The 16,678-nt window shown below is 71.5% G+C and carries 14 protein-coding genes; 5 read left to right on the top strand and 9 right to left on the bottom strand.

What is annotated here, in order from left to right:
- The first annotated feature begins 11 nt into the window (after positions 1 to 11).
- Positions 12 to 1,808, top strand: a complete 1,797-nt coding sequence (locus D1369_RS29915; protein WP_007381463.1) for an AMP-dependent synthetase/ligase — start codon at positions 12 to 14, stop codon at positions 1,806 to 1,808.
- A gap of 15 nt (positions 1,809 to 1,823) precedes the next feature.
- Here the strand turns inward: D1369_RS29915 and D1369_RS29910 are convergent, their stop codons facing one another.
- Together D1369_RS29910 and D1369_RS29905 are read right to left on the bottom strand one after the other, a co-directional pair.
- A complete protein-coding gene (locus D1369_RS29910; protein WP_037899694.1) occupies positions 1,824 to 3,404 on the bottom strand; it encodes a GMC oxidoreductase in 1,581 nt (526 codons plus the stop codon).
- An 83-nt stretch (positions 3,405 to 3,487) separates the two neighbouring features.
- Positions 3,488 to 4,630, bottom strand: a complete 1,143-nt coding sequence (locus D1369_RS29905) for a glycosyltransferase family 4 protein (RefSeq protein WP_007381465.1) — start codon at positions 4,628 to 4,630, stop codon at positions 3,488 to 3,490.
- 120 nt (positions 4,631 to 4,750) lie between these two features.
- Here D1369_RS29905 and D1369_RS29900 point away from each other — a divergent pair, with 120 nt between their 5' ends.
- Positions 4,751 to 5,992, top strand: a complete 1,242-nt coding sequence (locus D1369_RS29900) for a glycosyltransferase 87 family protein (protein ID WP_007381466.1) — start codon at positions 4,751 to 4,753, stop codon at positions 5,990 to 5,992.
- 104 nt (positions 5,993 to 6,096) lie between these two features.
- On the opposite strand, the gene D1369_RS29895 is transcribed toward D1369_RS29900, so the two are convergent.
- On the bottom strand, positions 6,097 to 7,410 hold the full coding sequence (locus D1369_RS29895; protein WP_007381467.1) for an MATE family efflux transporter: 1,314 nt from the start codon (positions 7,408 to 7,410) through the stop codon (positions 6,097 to 6,099).
- A gap of 90 nt (positions 7,411 to 7,500) precedes the next feature.
- On the opposite strand from D1369_RS29895, the gene D1369_RS29890 reads away from it, so the two are divergent.
- Positions 7,501 to 8,031 carry a PadR family transcriptional regulator gene (locus D1369_RS29890; protein WP_007381468.1) on the top strand — a complete coding sequence of 177 codons (531 nt, stop codon included), beginning with the start codon at positions 7,501 to 7,503 and terminating at the stop codon, positions 8,029 to 8,031.
- Here the strand turns inward: D1369_RS29890 and D1369_RS29885 are convergent.
- The 5 genes from D1369_RS29885 to D1369_RS29865 all read right to left on the bottom strand — a co-directional run bounded on the left by D1369_RS29885 (position 8,019) and on the right by D1369_RS29865 (position 13,328).
- On the bottom strand, positions 8,019 to 9,212 hold the full coding sequence (locus tag D1369_RS29885; protein WP_007381469.1) for a hypothetical protein: 1,194 nt from the start codon (positions 9,210 to 9,212) through the stop codon (positions 8,019 to 8,021). The genes D1369_RS29890 and D1369_RS29885 overlap by 13 nt on opposite strands.
- A 33-nt stretch (positions 9,213 to 9,245) precedes the next feature.
- Positions 9,246 to 10,262, bottom strand: coding sequence for a C40 family peptidase (locus D1369_RS29880; RefSeq protein WP_007381470.1), 1,017 nt, complete (start codon positions 10,260 to 10,262; stop codon positions 9,246 to 9,248).
- Between the two features lie 203 nt (positions 10,263 to 10,465).
- Entirely contained in the window at positions 10,466 to 11,500 is a 1,035-nt protein-coding gene (locus D1369_RS29875; RefSeq protein ID WP_007381471.1) for a C40 family peptidase, read from the bottom strand.
- A gap of 209 nt (positions 11,501 to 11,709) precedes the next feature.
- Complete coding sequence (locus tag D1369_RS29870; protein WP_007381472.1) at positions 11,710 to 13,053, bottom strand: NYN domain-containing protein; 1,344 nt, start codon at positions 13,051 to 13,053, stop codon at positions 11,710 to 11,712.
- Positions 13,054 to 13,088: 35 nt separating this feature from the next.
- Complete coding sequence (locus tag D1369_RS29865; protein ID WP_007381473.1) at positions 13,089 to 13,328, bottom strand: hypothetical protein; 240 nt, start codon at positions 13,326 to 13,328, stop codon at positions 13,089 to 13,091.
- A gap of 171 nt (positions 13,329 to 13,499) precedes the next feature.
- Here D1369_RS29865 and D1369_RS29860 point away from each other — a divergent pair, with 171 nt between their 5' ends.
- A complete protein-coding gene (locus D1369_RS29860) occupies positions 13,500 to 14,240 on the top strand; it encodes a rhomboid family intramembrane serine protease (protein WP_063649677.1) in 741 nt (246 codons plus the stop codon).
- The gene (locus tag D1369_RS29855) at positions 14,237 to 14,518 is read left to right on the top strand and encodes an Lrp/AsnC ligand binding domain-containing protein (protein ID WP_007381475.1); all 282 of its coding nucleotides are present in this window, start codon (positions 14,237 to 14,239) and stop codon (positions 14,516 to 14,518) included. The genes D1369_RS29860 and D1369_RS29855 overlap by 4 nt, the downstream gene beginning before the upstream one ends.
- On the opposite strand, the gene D1369_RS44600 is transcribed toward D1369_RS29855, so the two are convergent.
- Positions 14,515 to 16,656 (bottom strand): serine/threonine-protein kinase, encoded by a 2,142-nt coding sequence (locus D1369_RS44600; RefSeq protein WP_118082704.1) that lies wholly within the window; start codon positions 16,654 to 16,656, stop codon positions 14,515 to 14,517. The two genes, D1369_RS29855 and D1369_RS44600, sit on opposite strands and share 4 nt — an antisense overlap.
- Positions 16,657 to 16,678: the final 22 nt, after the last annotated feature.

Raw genomic sequence — 16,678 nt, 5'->3', positions numbered from 1 at the left:
GAGCAGCAGTCTTGCGCGAGTTCAGCCTTCCGGCTTTGTACGAGGTCCCTGCGGACGGCAATCTCACCGACATCGTCCGTAGAAACGCCGCGCAGCATCCCGACGTCGCCGTCATCGCCCGCAAGGTGGGCGGTCAGTGGCAGGACGTGACGGCCACGGCCTTCCTGGCCGAGGTGCACGCCGCCGCCAAGGGGCTCATCGCCTCCGGCGTCCAGCCGGGCGACCGGGTCGGCCTGATGTCCCGTACCCGTTACGAGTGGACGCTGCTCGACTTCGCGATCTGGAGCGCGGGCGCGGTCACCGTGCCGGTGTACGAGACCAGCTCGGCGGAGCAGATCCAGTGGATTCTCAGCGACTCGGGCGCGACCGCCTGTGTCGTGGAGCTGGACGGTCACAGCGCGGCCGTCGAGTCGGTGCGCGAGCAGCTGCCCGCGCTCAAGCACGTCTGGCAGATCGAGGGCGGCGGGGTCGAGGAGCTGGGCCGCGCGGGCAAGGACATCAGCGACGCCACCGTCGAGGAGCGCAGTTCGCTGGCGAAGGCCGACGACCCGGCGACCATCGTCTACACCTCGGGCACCACCGGCCGGCCCAAGGGCTGTGTGCTGACCCACCGCAGCTTCTTCGCCGAGTGCGGCAACATCGTGGAGCGACTGCGCCCGCTGTTCCGCACCGGCGAGTGCTCGGTCCTGCTCTTCCTGCCGCTCGCGCACGTCTTCGGGCGGCTGGTGCAGATCGCGCCGATGATGGCGCCGATCAAGCTGGGCATGGTCCCGGACATCAAGCAGCTCACCGACGAACTGGCGTCCTTCCGGCCGACGTTGATCCTCGGCGTGCCGCGCGTCTTCGAGAAGGTCTACAACTCGGCGCGCGCCAAGGCGCAGGCGGACGGCAAGGGCAAGATCTTCGACAAGGCCGCCGACACGGCGATCGCCTACAGCAAGGCGCTGGACACCCCGTCGGGTCCGTCGCTCGGGCTGAAGATCAAGTACAAGACCTTCGACAAGCTGGTCTACAGCAAGCTGCGGGCCGTGCTGGGCGGTCGGGGCGAGTACGCCATCTCCGGTGGCGCCCCGCTGGGCGAGCGGCTCGGGCACTTCTTCCGCGGCATCGGCTTCACGGTTCTGGAGGGCTACGGCCTGACCGAGTCGTGCGCGGCGACCGCCTTCAACCCCTGGGACCGCACGAAGATCGGCACGGTCGGGCAGCCGCTGCCTGGCTCGGTGATCCGGATCGCCGACGACGGCGAGGTGCTGCTGCACGGCGAGCACCTGTTCAAGGGCTACTGGAACAACGAGGCCGCGACCGCCGAGGCGCTGACCGACGGCTGGTTCCACACCGGTGACATCGGCACCCTCGACGAGGACGGCTACCTCAGGATCACCGGCCGCAAGAAGGAGATCATCGTCACCGCGGGCGGCAAGAACGTCGCCCCGGCCGTGATCGAGGACCGTATCCGGGCGCACGCGCTGGTCGCGGAGTGCATGGTGGTGGGCGACGGGCGGCCGTTCGTGGGCGCGCTGGTCACCATCGACGAGGAGTTCCTGGGCCGTTGGGCCGAGGAGCACGGCAAGCCGGCGGGTTCCACCGCGGCGTCGCTGGCCGGGGACGCGGACCTGAACGCGGCGATCCAGGCCGCGATCGACGACGGCAACGCCGCGGTGTCGAAGGCGGAATCGGTGCGGAAGTTCCGCATTCTGTCCTCCCAGTTCACGGAGGAGACGGGCCACCTCACGCCGTCCCTGAAGCTCAAGCGGAACGTGGTGGCGAAGGACTACGCGGACGAGATCGAGGCGATCTACGCGAAGTAGTCGCCCGTACGGGGCCTATGGCGCGGTGTCCTCCACGAGGACCCGCGCCATCGTGCGTTCGGCGAGCGCGGTGATGGTGACGAACGGGTTCACCCCGATGTTGCCGGGGATCAGCGAGCCGTCGGTGACGTACAGCCTCGAATAGCCCTTCACGCGGCCGTAGTTGTCGGTGGCCTTGCCCAGCACGCAGCCACCGAGCGGGTGGTAGGTGAAGTCGTCGGCGAAGACCCTGCTGGGCGATCCGAAGAGGTCGTACCGGTAGATGGTCGAGTTGGCGGAGTTGATCCGGTCGAAGAGCTTCTTGGCCATGCCGGAGGAGACCGCGCTCTGTGCGCCGCTCCAGTCGAGGCTCAACCCCCCGCTGCCGTAGGAGAACCTGGCGCGCTGCGGGTTCTTGGTGATGGCCAGATACAGGCTCACCCAGTGTTCGAGTCCCGTGGGTAAAGGCGCGATCTCGGCGAAGACGGGGTTGTCGGTGTTGGCCCAGTCGTCGATGCCCATGACCGGCATGGTCGACTGGTTGGCACCGACGGTGTCCCACAGGTGGTTGGCCCGCCCGAGCATCGTGTTGCCGTTGGGCCCCCAGCCCGCCCCGACGCTGGCGTCCAGCGCCGGGAGGGTCCCCGACTGCCGTGACCGGAGCAGGAGTTCACTCGTGCCGAGGCTGCCGCCGCCGAGGAACAGATAGGTGCAGGAGTACTGCTTGGTCTCCACGACCGCCCCGCTGTAGTCGATGCGCTCGGCGCTCAGCACCCAGCTGCCGTCGCCCGCCCGGCTGATCCCGGTGACCTTCTCCATGGTGTGGATGGTGACGTTGCCGGTGCCGAGCGCGGACGCCAGATACGTCTTGTCGAGGCTCTTCTTGCCGAAGTTGTTGCCGTAGATGACCTCCTGGCCGAGAGCGGACTTGGTGGCGGTGCCCGCGGCCTCGCGCTGCATGTAGCCGAAGTCGTAGACGCTGGGCACGAAGGTGGTCTTCAGGCCGGTGTTCTGGGCGTGCTTCCGGGAGACCCGGGTGAACTTGTACCACTCGGTCGACTCGAACCAGGCCGGGTCGATGGTGTTGACGCCGAGCATGGCGCGGGCGCGCGGGAAGTACGTGCCGTACATCTCCGCGGTGTCGACGGTCGGGAACTGCTCGGCGAAGTAGGACTGGAGCGGGGTGACCGCCATCGAGCCGTTGACGAGGGAACCGCCGCCGACCCCGCGGCCCACGAAGACGGACATGTGGTCGAAGTGCACCCGGTCCAGGACGCCGGGGTAGGGGCTGACGTCCTTGTTGACGACGTCCAGCCACAGGAAGGTCGCCAGCGGTGCCTCGGTGCGGGTGCGGAACCACATGGAGCGCTGGTCGGGGTTGGCGGTGTTGCAGAAGACCTTGCCGTCAGGGCCGGCGGTGTTCCACAGCCGGCCCATCTCCAGGACGAGGGTGCGGATGCCGGCCTGGCCGAGACGGAGGGCGGCGACGGAGGCGCCGTAGCCGGAGCCCACGACGATGGCGGGCGCGGACTCGACCGCGGCGGGCTCGTCCGCGCGGGCCGACTGGAGCCCGACGCGGGTGAAGCCGAGAGTGGCCGCCGTCTGAAGGGCGGCCATACCAAGGATCTGACGTCTAGTCAGCTGACGCTGTATCAGTTTTGTTGCCATGCGCGCAGCATCGGCGGATTATCGGCCTCCGGCTATAGCAGTGTCTTCAACTTTTCCGCCAACAAATCCCATCGCCACTTCTCCTCGACCCACTCGCGTCCCCGCTCCCCCATGTGCCTCCGCAGTTCCGCGTCGCCGAGCAGGACGGTGATCCGTTCGGCGGCCTCCTCGGGGGAGCCGCCCCGCACCACCCAGCCGGTCTCGCCGTCGAGCACGGCGTCCGGGGCGCCGCCCGAGTCCCCGGCGACGACGGGCAGTCCGGTCGCGGAGGCCTCCAGGTAGACGATCCCCAGCCCCTCCACGTCGAGCCCGCCCCGGCGGGTCCGGCACGGCATCGCGAAGACGTCCCCGGCGCCGTAGTGCGCGGGCAGCTCGGTCCAGGGCACGGCTCCGGTGAAACGGACGGAGGCGGCGACCCCCGTCTCGTGCGCGAGCCTGCGCAGCTCCTTCTCGTACGGGCCGCCCCCGACGATCAGCAGCACGGCGTCGGGCTCCGCGGCCAGGATCCGGGGCATGGCGAGGATGAGGGTGTCCTGCCCCTTGCGCGGCACCAGCCGCGAGACGCACACGACCACCGGCCGGTCCGTCAGTCCCAGCCGCGCCCGCACGGCGTCGCCGCCCGACCCGGGATGGAAGGTCTTCTCGTCGACCCCCGGCGGCAGCTGCACCATCCGTGCGGCGGCCTTCGGGCTCAGCGCACCGGCGATCCGCGACCGCGTGTACTCGCCGAGGTAGGTGATGGTGTCAGTGGACTCCCCGATCCGGCCCAACAGCTGCCGCGCGGCGGGCAGTTGGGCCCACCCGGCCTCGTGCCCGTGGGTCGTCGCCACCAGCCGCTCCGCCCCGGCCCTCCTGAGCGCCGGAGCCATGAGCCCGAGCGGCGCGGCCGCCCCGAACCACACCGACGTACAGCCGTGCTCACGCAGCAGCCCGACGGTCCTGCGGGTCACCCCGGGCGTCGGCAGCAGCATGGTCGTGGAATCCCGTACGACGGTGAAGGGCTGCTCCGCGTCGAAGGCGGCGGTCGCCTCGACGCCCTCCCGGCTGCGCTTCCACGTGGAGGCGTAGACGACCAGGCGCTCGGGGTCGAGCCGCAGCGCCATGTTGTGCAGGAACGCCTGGATGCCCCCGGGGCGGGGCGGGAAGTCGTTCGTCACGATCAGGGTCTTGTGCATCGCGGCCGACCCTACCGAACCGGCTGCTCACGGCCGGGCGCGGCCGCGTTTATGGCACCCTCACAGGAGAGCGGGACATCATGTTCCCCTCAAGACCGCACGAGAACGGCAGGGGATCACGTGGAGACGAAGGCCGGGCGGCGATCCCTGACCGGACTGCTGCTGACCTGGGGCGTGACCAGGCTGCTGCTCCTGCTGTGGGTCTACAAGGTGTACGTCTTCCCGGGCCCGGACGTCACCAGTGACGTGTCGGTCATCTACCAGGGCTGGTACGACGTCCTGCGCACCGGAACGTTCCCGCAGTCCGACGTGACCTGGCAGTATCCGCCGGCCGCGGCACTCGCGATCCTCTCCCCCGCGCTGCTGCCCTTCCTGGAGTACACGCAGGCCTTCTTCCTCCTCGCCTTCGCCGCCGACCTGGCCGTCCTCCTCCTGCTGCTGTACGCGGGCCTGCGGGACGGCCGGCGGCTGCGGGGGGCCTGGGTCTGGGTGGCGGGCGTACCTCTGCTCGGACCGACCGTCTACTCCCGCTACGACGTGATGGTGACCGCGGTGGCGGTCGCCGCGGTTCTCGCGGCCGCCCGGCATCCGAAGGTGGCGGGGGCGCTGGTGGGCTTCGGGGCCATGCTGAAGGTGTGGCCGGCGCTGATCCTGGTCGGCATCCGCAGGCGGAGCGTCTGGGCCTCGGCGGCGGTGACCGTCGCGGTGGTCGCCGGAGTCTTCTCGGTGGCGATGCCGGGGGCCTTCGCCTTTCTGACCTTCCAGCGGGAGCGGGGCACCGAGGTGGAGTCCCTGGGCTCCCTGGTCTTCCACATCGCCCGCCATCACGGCTGGAACGGCTCGGTCCTGCTCAACTACGGCTCGGTCGAGTTCCTCGGCCCCTGGGTGACCGCCGTCAGCACGGCCGCGCTCGCGCTGACCGGGATGGCCTTCGGTCTGCTGCTGCTGTGGCGGCTGACGGCGACCCGGTTCGAGACGCACACGGCGGCCGACGCGGCGCTGGTGGCGGTGCTGATGTTCACCACCACCAGCCGGGTGATAAGCCCGCAGTACATGGTGTGGCTGGTCGGCCTCGCGGCGGCCTGTCTGTGCTTCCGCGCGAGCCGGATGGGCGTCCCCGCCGCCCTGGTGCTGGTGGCGTGCTTCGTGACGGTCCTGGAGTTCCCGATCTGGTTCGCGGACGTCGTGGGCAGCACCCCGCGCGGCATCGGCCTCCTCCTCGTGCGCAACGGCCTGCTGGTCCTCGCCACGGTCATCGGCATGCGCGAGCTGTGGCAGGCCACGGTCCCCAAACACACCCCGCCACCCCCGGCCCCGGACCAGACCCCCACCCCGGCCCGGGAAACCTCGACCTCCCCCTGAACCCAGGCACCGGCCACCATCCTCAAGCCCCCGATCCCATGCGCGGACGTCATCCGCGGTCCCCCGCTCGACTCCCCACAGCCCACGCCGACCCCGCCCCCGGATCAGGCCACCGCCCCGGCCCGCGCGGCCTCCGCCTCCCCCTCAACCCGCGTACCCGCCCGCCGGAACAGGAGCAGCACGATCCCGCACTGCAGTGCCATGGCCAGTGCGAGTGCCAGACACACGCCGGGCAGGCCCAGGCCCGTGCAGGCGTACGCCAGCGCCAGCTGGACCGCCGTGCCGAGCAGCGTCACCCTCAGCAGCGCCGGTGCTCCCCCACTGCCCTCGAAGACCCCGCCGAGCGCGATGAAGCAGGCCATCAGCAGCAGATAGGGGCCCACGCAGCGCAGGAACAACACCCCGTCGCGGGCGACCTCGGATCCCGCGCCGAACGCGGCCATGATCCAGGGGGCGGTCACGAGAAGCAGCACGGCCGCCGCGAGCCCCACCGCCCCGGAGACCAGTACCGCCTCCCGTCCGACCGCCCGCCGCGCGTCCCGCCCGGCGCCCCGCAGGTGCGCGGTGTGGATCGAGGCGGCCTGCCGCACCGCGTAGGAGGCCATGGTCGCCACGTACATGACCTTGTAGGCGATGGAGTACGCGGCCACCGCCGTCACCCCGAGCCGCGCCACGATCGCGACGAGGACGAGCGCCCCGCCCTGCCGCACGGTGAAGTCGGCGGCCATGGGCAGCCCGGTGGTCAGCGTCGCGCGCAGACGGACGCCGGCCGGAGCCCCCGCACAGGACCGCAGCAGCAGGTTGCGGCGCAGGGCGAGCAGCCCGGCCCCGAGGGCCACCGCCCGGCACAGCACGGTCGAGGCGGCGGCGCCCCGGACGCCGTACGCCTGGATCAGGAAGGGGTCGCACACCAGGATCAGCCCGTTCGCGAGGAGGGCGAGCCGCATGGGTGTCCGGGTGTCTCCGGCGCCCTTGAGGACGCCGTCGACGAGCTGCTGGGCGAAGAAGACGGCGATGCCCGGCAGGGAGATCGCGAAGTAGGCGGTGGCCAGGGACACGGCCGGGCCGCCGTCGAGCACCAGCCGGGCCAGCGGCTCGCGGAGCAGGAAGCCGCCCACGGCGACCACCGGCGTGACCAGCGCCCACAGCGCCAGGCCGCCGCGCACGGCCGCCCGCACCCCACTGGGATCCCGCGCGCCCCGGGCGTGCGCCACCAGCACGGTCGTACCGGAGCCGAAGACGAGCGCGACGCCCAGCAGCACGTTCTCGGTGTTGGTCGCCACGGCCACGGCGGCGACGGCGGAGCCGCCGAGCCGGGAGACCCACACGGTGTTGATGATCCCGGCGGCCACGGAGGCCAGGAGGCCGAGATAGACGGGGTGGGCGAGCGCGACGAGCTGCTTGCGATGGCTGTTCACGGAGCAATCCCCCTCGATACGAGCTACCCCTAAACGAGGTAGCTCGATTAGAGGTAGCATGACGTCAGAACCCCCGCAAGGAGGAATGCAGTGCTGGAGCTGTCGATCCTCGGCTTCCTCGCCGAGGAGCCGCTGCACGGCTACGAGCTCAAGGAGCGCATCAAGGCGCTGACCGGCCATGTCCGCCCGGTCAGCGACGGGGCGCTCTACCCGGCGATCACCCGGCTCGTCAGGGCGGGTCTGCTCGACGAGCGCGCGGAGCCGGGGACGAGCGCCGCGCCACGCCGGACCCTGTCGCTCACCGAAAAGGGCCGCGAGGACCTCCTGGAGCGGCTGCGGCACCCGAAGCAGGCCGAGATCAGCGACCAGGTCCGCTTCAACACCGTCCTCGCGTTCCTGCGGCACCTGCCGGACCGGCACGAGCAGGCGGCCGTGCTGCGGCGGCGGCTGGAGTTCCTGGAGACACCGACGAGCTTCTTCTACGACGGCGGCGAACCGGTGAGTGCGGAGGACGCGGACGACCTGTTCCGGCAGGGCATGCTGCGGGTGGCGCGGGCGACGGGCCGGGCCGAGCGGGCGTGGCTGGCGGAAGCCGTCGAGCAGTTGGATCAGCCGAGCTGATCGCGCAGGTACTCCTGCCATGCGGCGGTGAACGCCTTCAGGTCGGTGTCGAGCACCTTCGCCATGGCCTCCTCCACCGCCCCCGGCCGCTTGGTGTGCGTGCCCACGGCCCGGTAGAACGCGCCGAGCCTGGCCTCGCCCCACCGGTCCGCGATCATCCGGCAGGCCATCCAGCCGCTCTCGTAGGACACCGCGAGCCCGGACGCGGTGCCGTCGAAGCCGAAGTCCGCGTCGGACGGCAGGGCCGTCGGCACCCGGCCCGCGGAGACGGCCTCCCTCAGCTCCGGCGCGACCTCGGCCGGGGTGCGCCCGGTGCCCCGGTACCCGACCCAGTCGGCATACCCCTCCGACAGCCACAGCGGTGTCGCGGCGGTGGTGTCGGCGCGGGTGGCGACATGGGTGGTCTCGTGGGTGAGGACGACCTGCCTGCCCAGGGTGCCGAGCAGGCCGTACGCGTCGGGGTTGACGATGATCCGGTCCGCGGGCGCCCGCGCCGGGGCACCCGTCTCACCGGTGGTGACGGCCGCGATCCCGCGGTACGAGGAGGCCGGCGAGCCGAGCAGTTCCGCCATCCCCTCCAGGGACCTGGGTACGAGCACGACGACGTGCCGGGACCACTCGGTGCCCCAGGCGTCCGACACGGCGGGCACGGCACGGTCGGCCAGGTCCGCGAAAAAGTGCAGCCTCTCGCCGGACTGACCGACGCCGAGGACGATGCTGTGCTTTCCGCGGACGACGGTCACCTCGCCCTGGTCCCACAGTTGCTGCGAGGCCTTCCGGGCGGGCTTCTCCCTGACGACGTACCACCGGCCGGACGCGTCCCGGGACAGGTCCAGGACACGGGCGGCCGTGACGGGGGCCTGGTCGTATCCCTGGACCTGGTAGCGGAGTTCGGCGTCCGCGGTGGCCGTGGCGCCGGTGCGGTGGACGCCGGTGACCTTGTAGGCCCAGGAGGCGAGCGGCACCGCGCTGACGTCCTCGTACCAGCCCGCGGCGCCCGTCCCGGCCACCGCCGCCTTGTCGCGGTCGAGGACGGCCGCGGCCCGCCGGTCGAGCAGGTGCTGCACATCGGCCCTGACGGAGTCGGTGGACGTCGGCCTCCCGCCGCAGGCCACCAGCGAGGCGAGCAGCAGGCACAGCACCACGACACCGTGTTTCGGCACCCGCCTTCGACCAGCCATGTTTCCCGATCGTACGGGTAGCGCGGCCCTGGGTCAGGGGCGCGTGACCGTCGCCCCCGGCATCATGCCCACCGGGTCGTAGCGCACCGGGGCCCCGGGGTACGGGGCGTGCACGACCTGGCCGTTGCCGACGTACATGCCGACATGGCTGGCGTCGCCCCGGTAGGTGACCAGGTCGCCGGGCCGCGCCTGGGAGAGGGGTACCTGGCGGCCGGCGTAGCGCTGGGCCTGTGAGGTGCGCGGGAGGGAGACCCCGGCCTGGGCGTACGACCACTGCATCAGGCCCGAACAGTCGAAGGCGCCCGGCCCGTTGGCGCCCCACACGTACGGCTTGCCGATCGCGGACTGCGCGGCGGCCACGGCGGCGGCCGCCCGGCCCGAGGGCGCCGCGGCACCCGAGAGGTCGGGCATGTCGGAGCGTCCGGAGCGGGAGGCCCGGTCGTAGGCGGCGCGCTCGTCGGACGGCAGGGAGTTGAGCAGCCGGCGCGCTCGGGCGAGCTTCCTCTCGACGGTCCGCTTGTGGGAGGCGACGGCCTTGCGGCTCTTCTCCAGTTCGCTGAGTTTCCGGGCTGCCTCGCTGCGCTCCTGGGCGAGTTCGCGCATGGCCTCCTGGAGGTCCTTGAGCTCGCTCACCTGACGGGCGTTGATGCGGTCCAGGACGGCGGCCTTGTCGAGGTAGTCGTCCGGGTCGTCGGAGAACAGCAGCGCGAGGGACGGGTCGAGGCCGCCGGAGCGGTACTGGGCACCGGCCAGCGAACCGAGCCTCTCCCGCATGGAGTTGATGCGCTCCTGCTGCCGGGCGATGGTGTCCTGCGCGGTGCTGACCTCCCCGCGCAACGAGGCGGCGCGCTCGTCGGCCTTGTTGTAGGCCTCGGTGGCCTGCTCGGCCTGCTCGTAGAGGCGGTCCACCTCGGCCTTGGTGTCGGCGGACGGGGCGGCGACGGCCGGTACGGCGCCGAGCGCGGCGGCCGCCGCGGACAGCACGCACAGTGCGGCACCGGCGCCCCGGTTGAACCCGGACGTCTGGACAAGGCGGCGATGGGACCCCACGGAGGCCGCGCTCCTTCCACTGGCGGACGAGAACGCGGCAGACAGTAGCCCCGGGAAGGGGACCCGGCCAAAGACCTCAATGGGTACACAAAGTGACGCCCCGCCTCAGACGCAGGTCATGGGCGGGGCGTGGAGTCAGATGAGGTTGTCGCGATTCGCCCGAACGGGGGGCGAGTCGTCGCGATCTTGAGCGGCTGCGGGCCTCAGATCCGCACGCCGAACTGGAACGGCATGTTGTTGATCGACTCGTAGCGCACGACCGTGCCGGTGCGCGGGGCGTGGATGACCTGGCCGTTGCCCGCGTACAGGCCCACGTGATGCAGGTCGCCGTAGAAGATGACCAGGTCGCCGACCTTGAGGTCGCTCATGCTGTAGATGCGCGTGCCCGCGTTGGCCTGGGCCTGGGAGGTGCGCGGGATGGTGATGCCGGCCTGCGCGTAGGCCCAGGAGGTGAGGCCCGAGCAGTCGTAGGAGGCGGTGCCGGTGGCACCGTAGACGTACGGCTTGCCGAGCTGGGTCTGGGCGGCGTTGAAGGCCGCCTGGGCCCGGGCGGAGGACGCGGGGGCGTCACCGAGGTCCACGCGCTCGCTGGCGGAGCGGCTGGCGCGGGCGTCGGCGGCGGCGAGGGCGGCCTTCTCGGCGGCCGTCAGCGAGTTGAGGAGCTTCTGCGCCTCGGCGAGCTTGCCCTGAACGGACTTCTTCTGCTTGGCCAGTTCGGTGCGGGTGCTCGCGAGGTCCTTGAGCTTCTCGGAGGCCTCGGCGCGGTCCTGGGCCAGCTCGCGCTGCTTCTCCTGGATCTTCTTCAGCGCCTCGACCTGCTGGGAGCTGAGCTGGTCCGCGGTGGACGCCTTGTCCAGGTAGTCGTCCGGGTTCGACGACAGGAAGAGCTGGAGCGAGGAGTCGATGGAGCCGGTGCGGTACTGCGCGGCGGCCGCCATGCCTATGGAGTCACGGAGTTCGTTCAGGTCGTCCTGGCCGCGGGCCACGTTGTCCTGGATGGTGGAGATCTCCTTCTGGAGCTTCTCCTGCTTCTCCTTGGCGCCGTTGAGCTTCTCGGTGGCCTGCTCGGCCTGCTCGTACAGGGCGTCGACCTTCGCCTTGACCTCGTCCTTGCTCGGCTTCTCGCTCGGCGCGGCATTGGCGGCATTGGCACTGAGGGCCACGGCGGCAGCGGCTGCGGTCGTGAGCACGGTCACGCGCGTACGGCTCGGCTGCTTGGGTCGACGGTGGGACGCCACGGAGGTGAACTCCTTCTTTTGAGTGATCACCCGCTCGGAGGTTCGAGCCCAGACCCTAGTGACCTTCCCGTGATCAGTTCAAATCCTCAGGAGCAAAATCTCGTCACGCCATGCATTCTTTACACATAACTCACCTGCAGTGAGGCAGGCTTGACCCTACGTTGCGTGACGATAGGTCTAATTCGGGCATTAAACCTGGACCTTGATGTTTAGGACAGCCGCTTGAGAAGCACCGCGGAAGCGACCGGCCGCGCCCCCGCCTTGGCGATGCCGTCGGCGACCTCCCGGTCCGTCGAGGCGACGATCACCGGCCGCCCGGGCGGCTCGGCGCGCACCAGCTGACGGATCAACTCGTCGGCGGTGACGCCCGCCTTGGAGAACAGCACCCGCACCCCGCGCGGCGGCGCGAGCAGCACCGGCGCGGCGAGCTCGGCCCCGTCGAAGACGCAGGTCACTTCCGCCCCGGTCTGCGCGGCGAGCTGGGAGAGCTGCCCGAGGAGCCTCAGGCGCTGCTTCTCCAGCGGCATCTGGGGATAGCCGGTCTTGGTGACGTTGTAGCCGTCGACCACCAAGTGCGCCTGGGGCAGGGCGAGAAGCTGGTCCAGGATGGCGGGGTCGTTCTCCGACAGGGCCCGGGCGGCGATGTCCTTCGGGGTCATACGGCCCGGTTCGACCGCGTCCACGGTCTCGGCGGGCCGTACGGAGACCGGCGGCAGAGCCAGTTCCCGGCGCAGCCCCTGGGCCGCGTCCAGAACGGTGTCCAGAAGCAGACGCACGCGCATGTCCTCGACACTGCGCCCCTCCCGTGCCGCTCTGCGCGTGGCCTCCAGAGCCGCCTCCGCCTCCCCGAGGCGTGCCTTCAGACGCCGGGACTCGCTCTCGGCGGCGGACACCCGGGCGTGCTCCTCGGCGCGTACGGTGTCCGTCTCGGCCTGCAGCTTGCGCAGGGCCGCCTCGCCGCGCTTGACGTCACTGAGTGCCGCGCGCAGCTTCCGGTGAAGCGATTCGGCTTCCTTCTTGGCGGACTCCAGCTCGGTACGCAGCCGCTCGGTCTCGGCGCGCGTCTGGTCGCGGGCGGCCGCGAGTTCCTCGCGCAGCCGCTCCAGCTCGGCGCGGTTCTCCTCGTCGGCCCGCTCGGCGTCGGCGCGCTGGGCCTCCTCGCCGGCCGCGGTGACCAGCTTGACCCAGCCGGTGGGCCGCAGAACATAGGCCGCGGCCGCCACATCGAGCGGGTCCGCGGCCGGGGGCGGGGCACCGGAGTCGAGGGCGCCGGACAGCTCCGGCTGGACCTCTCTGAACTTCTCCCCGATGCGCTGGCGGAACAGCGGATCGGTCTCCAGCGCGGCCGCCATCGCGTTGCCCGCGAACTTGGCCCGCCGGTTCGGCGCGAAGCGCGCGTACTGCCTCAGCTGTACGGGCAGTTCACCGACGGTCAGCCCGCCGAAACCCTCGGAGACGATGTGCACGACCCTGCGCCGCACACCGTCGGGCAGCGGACGGTCGAGCACCTCGGCGGTGCCGTCGCCCGGCTCCCCGCCTTGTGTCTCCACCATCCCTCACACCCCATCACTGTGCGGGGCCGGCCCGGTCAGGAGCCGGCGCCCGGCCTGTCGACGAGTTCCACCTGGTCCACGGCGTTGCACCAGCGGCACCGCACCGACTCGATGGTCTCACTGACCACCTCGCGCTCCTCGACCTTCGGGTCTCCCGCCAGGTCGAGGTGGACGTACTCGACGACCTTCGACGAGCGGGTCACGTCGAAGCGCGTGAGGTTGCCGCAGAGGGTGCAGCGCCACCGCGTCGAGGCGGTCGGGAGGGGAACCGTCATCGTGCCTGTGCTCTTTCCTACTAGCCATTGTCGGTGACGCACCGGCGTCCCGGTGCATGTGGCTCGCAACCCTACGGCCTGGCGGGTACTCGCCGCTCGGACGTCCACAGGACCTCTCCGGCGGCGAGGCGCTCTGTTCGGTTGCGTCCCGTTACGTCATGCTCTGTGTCCATGATCAGCAACTGGAGGGTGACAGTCGGTGGAGCAGGCAGGGCGCTGTGGGGGCCGGCTCCGGTCACCTACGGTCTGATCGCCCTGTGCTCTCTGGTCTTCGTGATCGGCCCCGCCTCGGGTCTCGACCCGGCCTACGGCTCCGGGGACGCGGCCCTGGCCGCCCAGCGGGCCTACTTCCACCGCTGGGGGGTGGTCCCCGCCGAGCTCTTCGAGGGCTCGCCGGGTGCCGCCCTCACCCCGGCCACCGCGCTGTTCGTGCACGGCAGCTGGGTGCATCTGCTGGGCAACATGCTCTTCCTCTACGTGTTCGGGGTGATGACCGAGGAACGGATGGGCCGGGTGCAGTTCCTCCTGTTCTACGTCGGCTGCGGCTACCTCGCCCTGCTGGGCTACGCGGCCGCCAACGCCGGCTCCGAGCAGTCCCTGGTAGGTGCCTCCGGGGCGATCTCGGCGGTCCTCGGCGCGTTTCTGTTCCTGTTCCCCGGGGCCCGGGTGACCAGTCTCCTGCCGTTCCTCTTCTTCCTGCCGCTGCGCTTTCCCGCCTGGGTGGTCCTCCCGTTCTGGGCGGCGCTGCAATGGCTCGCGGCGGGCCGGGCCTCCGACGGCCCCGGGGTGGCCTATCTGGCCCACCTGGTGGGCTTCGGCCTGGGCCTGGTCTTCGCCTGGGTGCGTTTCGGCCGTACGACTAGAGTGAGGGCCGCCCCAGCTCCGGCCCCCGAGGGAGAGAACCAGCCGTGATCACCGCGATCGTCCTCATCAAGACCAGCGTGGACCGGATCCCCGAGATCGCGGAGCGGATCGCCGCGCTGGAGTCCGTGAGCGAGGTCTTCTCCGTGACGGGCACGTACGACCTGATCGCCATGGTCCGGGTCAAGCGGCACGAGGACCTCGCCGAGGTCATCCCCGGCAGCATCAGCAAGATCCCGGGCGTCGAGGCGACGGACACCCACGTGGCCTTCCGCACCTACTCGCAGCACGACCTGGAGGCCGCGTTCGCGATCGGCCTCGACAGCTAGGAGGACAGCGCGAGCACGGTGATGCCGTCGGCGGTCGCGACATAGACACGGCCGCCCCTGACCACCGGGGACTGGGTTCCGACGGACGCGCCGCCCTCGACGCGCCGGTGCCAGGTCTGCTTCCCCCTGCGGTCGAGGCCGTAGAGCGTCGAGCCGTGCCGTACGTAGACGGTGTTCCCGGCGACCGTGGGGTCGCTGTACTGGTTTCCGTCGTCGGTGAACTGGAAGGACCACGCCGTCGATCCGTCGGCGGGGTCCAGGGCGACCAGTTCGTAGTCGGACGCGGTGACGGCCAGGCCGGCGAAGGGCACGCAGGTGAGGTAGCGCCCGCCGTACACCTTGTCGTTGCTCGCGTCCCACAGCCGCTTGCCGGTGCGGGAGATGCCGTGCAGCGACTGTTCGCCGCCCGATCCGACCAGCAGAACGTCGCCGACCGGCACGGGCCGCCCGGGGTCGGCACCGGCCGGGGTCGTCCAGAGCCGCTTGCCGGTCTTCGCGTCCAGGGCGTGGACCCGGTCCCCGAAGGTGCCGACGTACACCACTCCGTCCGCCACCACGGGTTCGCCGGTGGGCGCCGGGCCGGTCGACGTGGACCAGCGCACGCTGCCGTCGGGGGCGTAGGCCCGCACCCCGCCCGCGTCCGATCCGTCGCCGTAGGACACCAGGACCAGCCGGCCCGCGGCGACCAGGAACTGGCTGTTCGCGGCGAACGACCTGGTCCAGCGGATCTTGCCGCCCCGGCCGAGCGCGCACAGCTTGGAGGCGCCCTCCTGGCCGTCCTCCAGCAGGCAGTACACGCCGTCGGCGGTGGTGAGGGGGGACATGGCCTCGGCACCGAGCCGGGTCCGCCACACGGTCCGGCCGTCCAGGTCCAGCCCGTGCAGCGCGCCGTCCGCGCCGCCGACGTACACCCGGGTGCCGTCGGGCGAGACGGCCGCGCAGGGACCGCGCCGCCCGCCGAGCCCTTGGACCTTGTACTGCCAGCCCGTCGCGGGTGTGCCCGCCGGGGACCCGGCCCCCGTCTTCACTGATCCGTCCGGCGCGTCGCGCAGCCACAGCCAGCCGCCCACGCCTCCGGCCGCCACAACCCCCGCGCCCCCCGCCACGGCCCGCAGCAGTCGGCGCCGGGACGGCGGTGCGGTGGCGGGTGGCACCAGGGTGGCCGCGGGGACGTCCGTGACGGTCATGGGCGCCACGTACTCGACCCGGCTCCCGCGCTCCCCCGAGTCGTGCCCGGGAACCCAACGAGCGCCGCTGTGAACGGTCTCGGGCTCCTTCTCGGCACCGGAGGAGTACCACCCCGGCCGCAGGCCCTCACGCAGCGACGCCTCGCTGTGCCCCGCGGCCGCGACCAGCTCGGCGGGCGTCGGCCGCGCGGCGGGGTCGTCCCGCAGACAGGCCTCCACCAGCGGCAGCTGTTCCTTGGGTACGGCGGACAGGTCGACGTCGCCGGTCAGGATCCGCAGCAGGACGACCGAGTCCTGGCCCTCGCCGAAGGGTTCCCTGCCACCGGAGGCGTAGGCGAGGACCGCGCCCAGGGAGAAGACGTCACTGGCCGGCACCACCTGGGCGCCGTTGCGGATCTGCTCGGGCGAGAGATAGCCGACCGACCCGACGACCACGCCGGTCCGGGTCAGGGCGGTGCCCTCCAGGGCCCGGACGATCCCGAAGTCGATGACCCGGGGGCCGTCCGGCGCGAGCAGGATGTTGGAGGGCTTGAGGTCCCGGTGCACCAGCCCCTTGGCGTGGATCGCGGCGAGCGCCTCGGCGAGCGCGGCCGCCAGCAGCCGTACCGTGTCCGCGGGCAGCGGTCCCCGGTCGAGCACCGCGTCCCTCAGGTTGGGGCCCTGCACGAACTCGGTCGCCATCCACGGCCGCGCGGCCTCGGTGTCCGCGTCCACGACCCGCGCGGTGTACGTGCCCGCCCCGCCGACGGTCTGCGCGGCCCGCACCTCGTGCCGGAACCGGGCGCGGAAGGTGCGGTCCTCGGCGTGCTCGGCCCGTACGACCTTCACCGCCAGCCGCAGTCCGCCGCGCGCCTCGGCGAGATACACCTCGCCCATGCCGCCGGACCCGAGTCTGCCCAGGACCTGGTAGGGCCCGATGGTCCGCGGGTCCGTCTCGCGCAGCTCCTGCACCCCGTGCTCCCCCTGCATTCCG

It is taken from the genome of Streptomyces sp. CC0208, assembly GCF_003443735.1.
Classification (GTDB): Bacteria; Actinomycetota; Actinomycetes; order Streptomycetales; family Streptomycetaceae; genus Streptomyces; species Streptomyces sviceus.
The sequence above is the reverse complement of the archived record's forward strand: the minus strand, read 5'-3'. Positions and strand labels throughout refer to the sequence as shown.

Coding starts and splice junctions, on each gene's coding strand:
- D1369_RS29910 (WP_037899694.1), bottom strand. CDS start 3,404: ATGGCCGCCCTTCAGACGGCGGCCACTCTCGGCTTCACCCGCGTCGGG.
- D1369_RS29905 (WP_007381465.1), bottom strand. CDS start 4,630: ATGCACAAGACCCTGATCGTGACGAACGACTTCCCGCCCCGCCCCGGG.
- D1369_RS29885 (WP_007381469.1), bottom strand. CDS start 9,212: ATGGCTGGTCGAAGGCGGGTGCCGAAACACGGTGTCGTGGTGCTGTGC.
- D1369_RS29870 (WP_007381472.1), bottom strand. CDS start 13,053: ATGGTGGAGACACAAGGCGGGGAGCCGGGCGACGGCACCGCCGAGGTG.
- D1369_RS29865 (WP_007381473.1), bottom strand. CDS start 13,328: ATGACGGTTCCCCTCCCGACCGCCTCGACGCGGTGGCGCTGCACCCTC.
- D1369_RS29860 (WP_063649677.1), top strand. CDS start 13,500: ATGATCAGCAACTGGAGGGTGACAGTCGGTGGAGCAGGCAGGGCGCTG.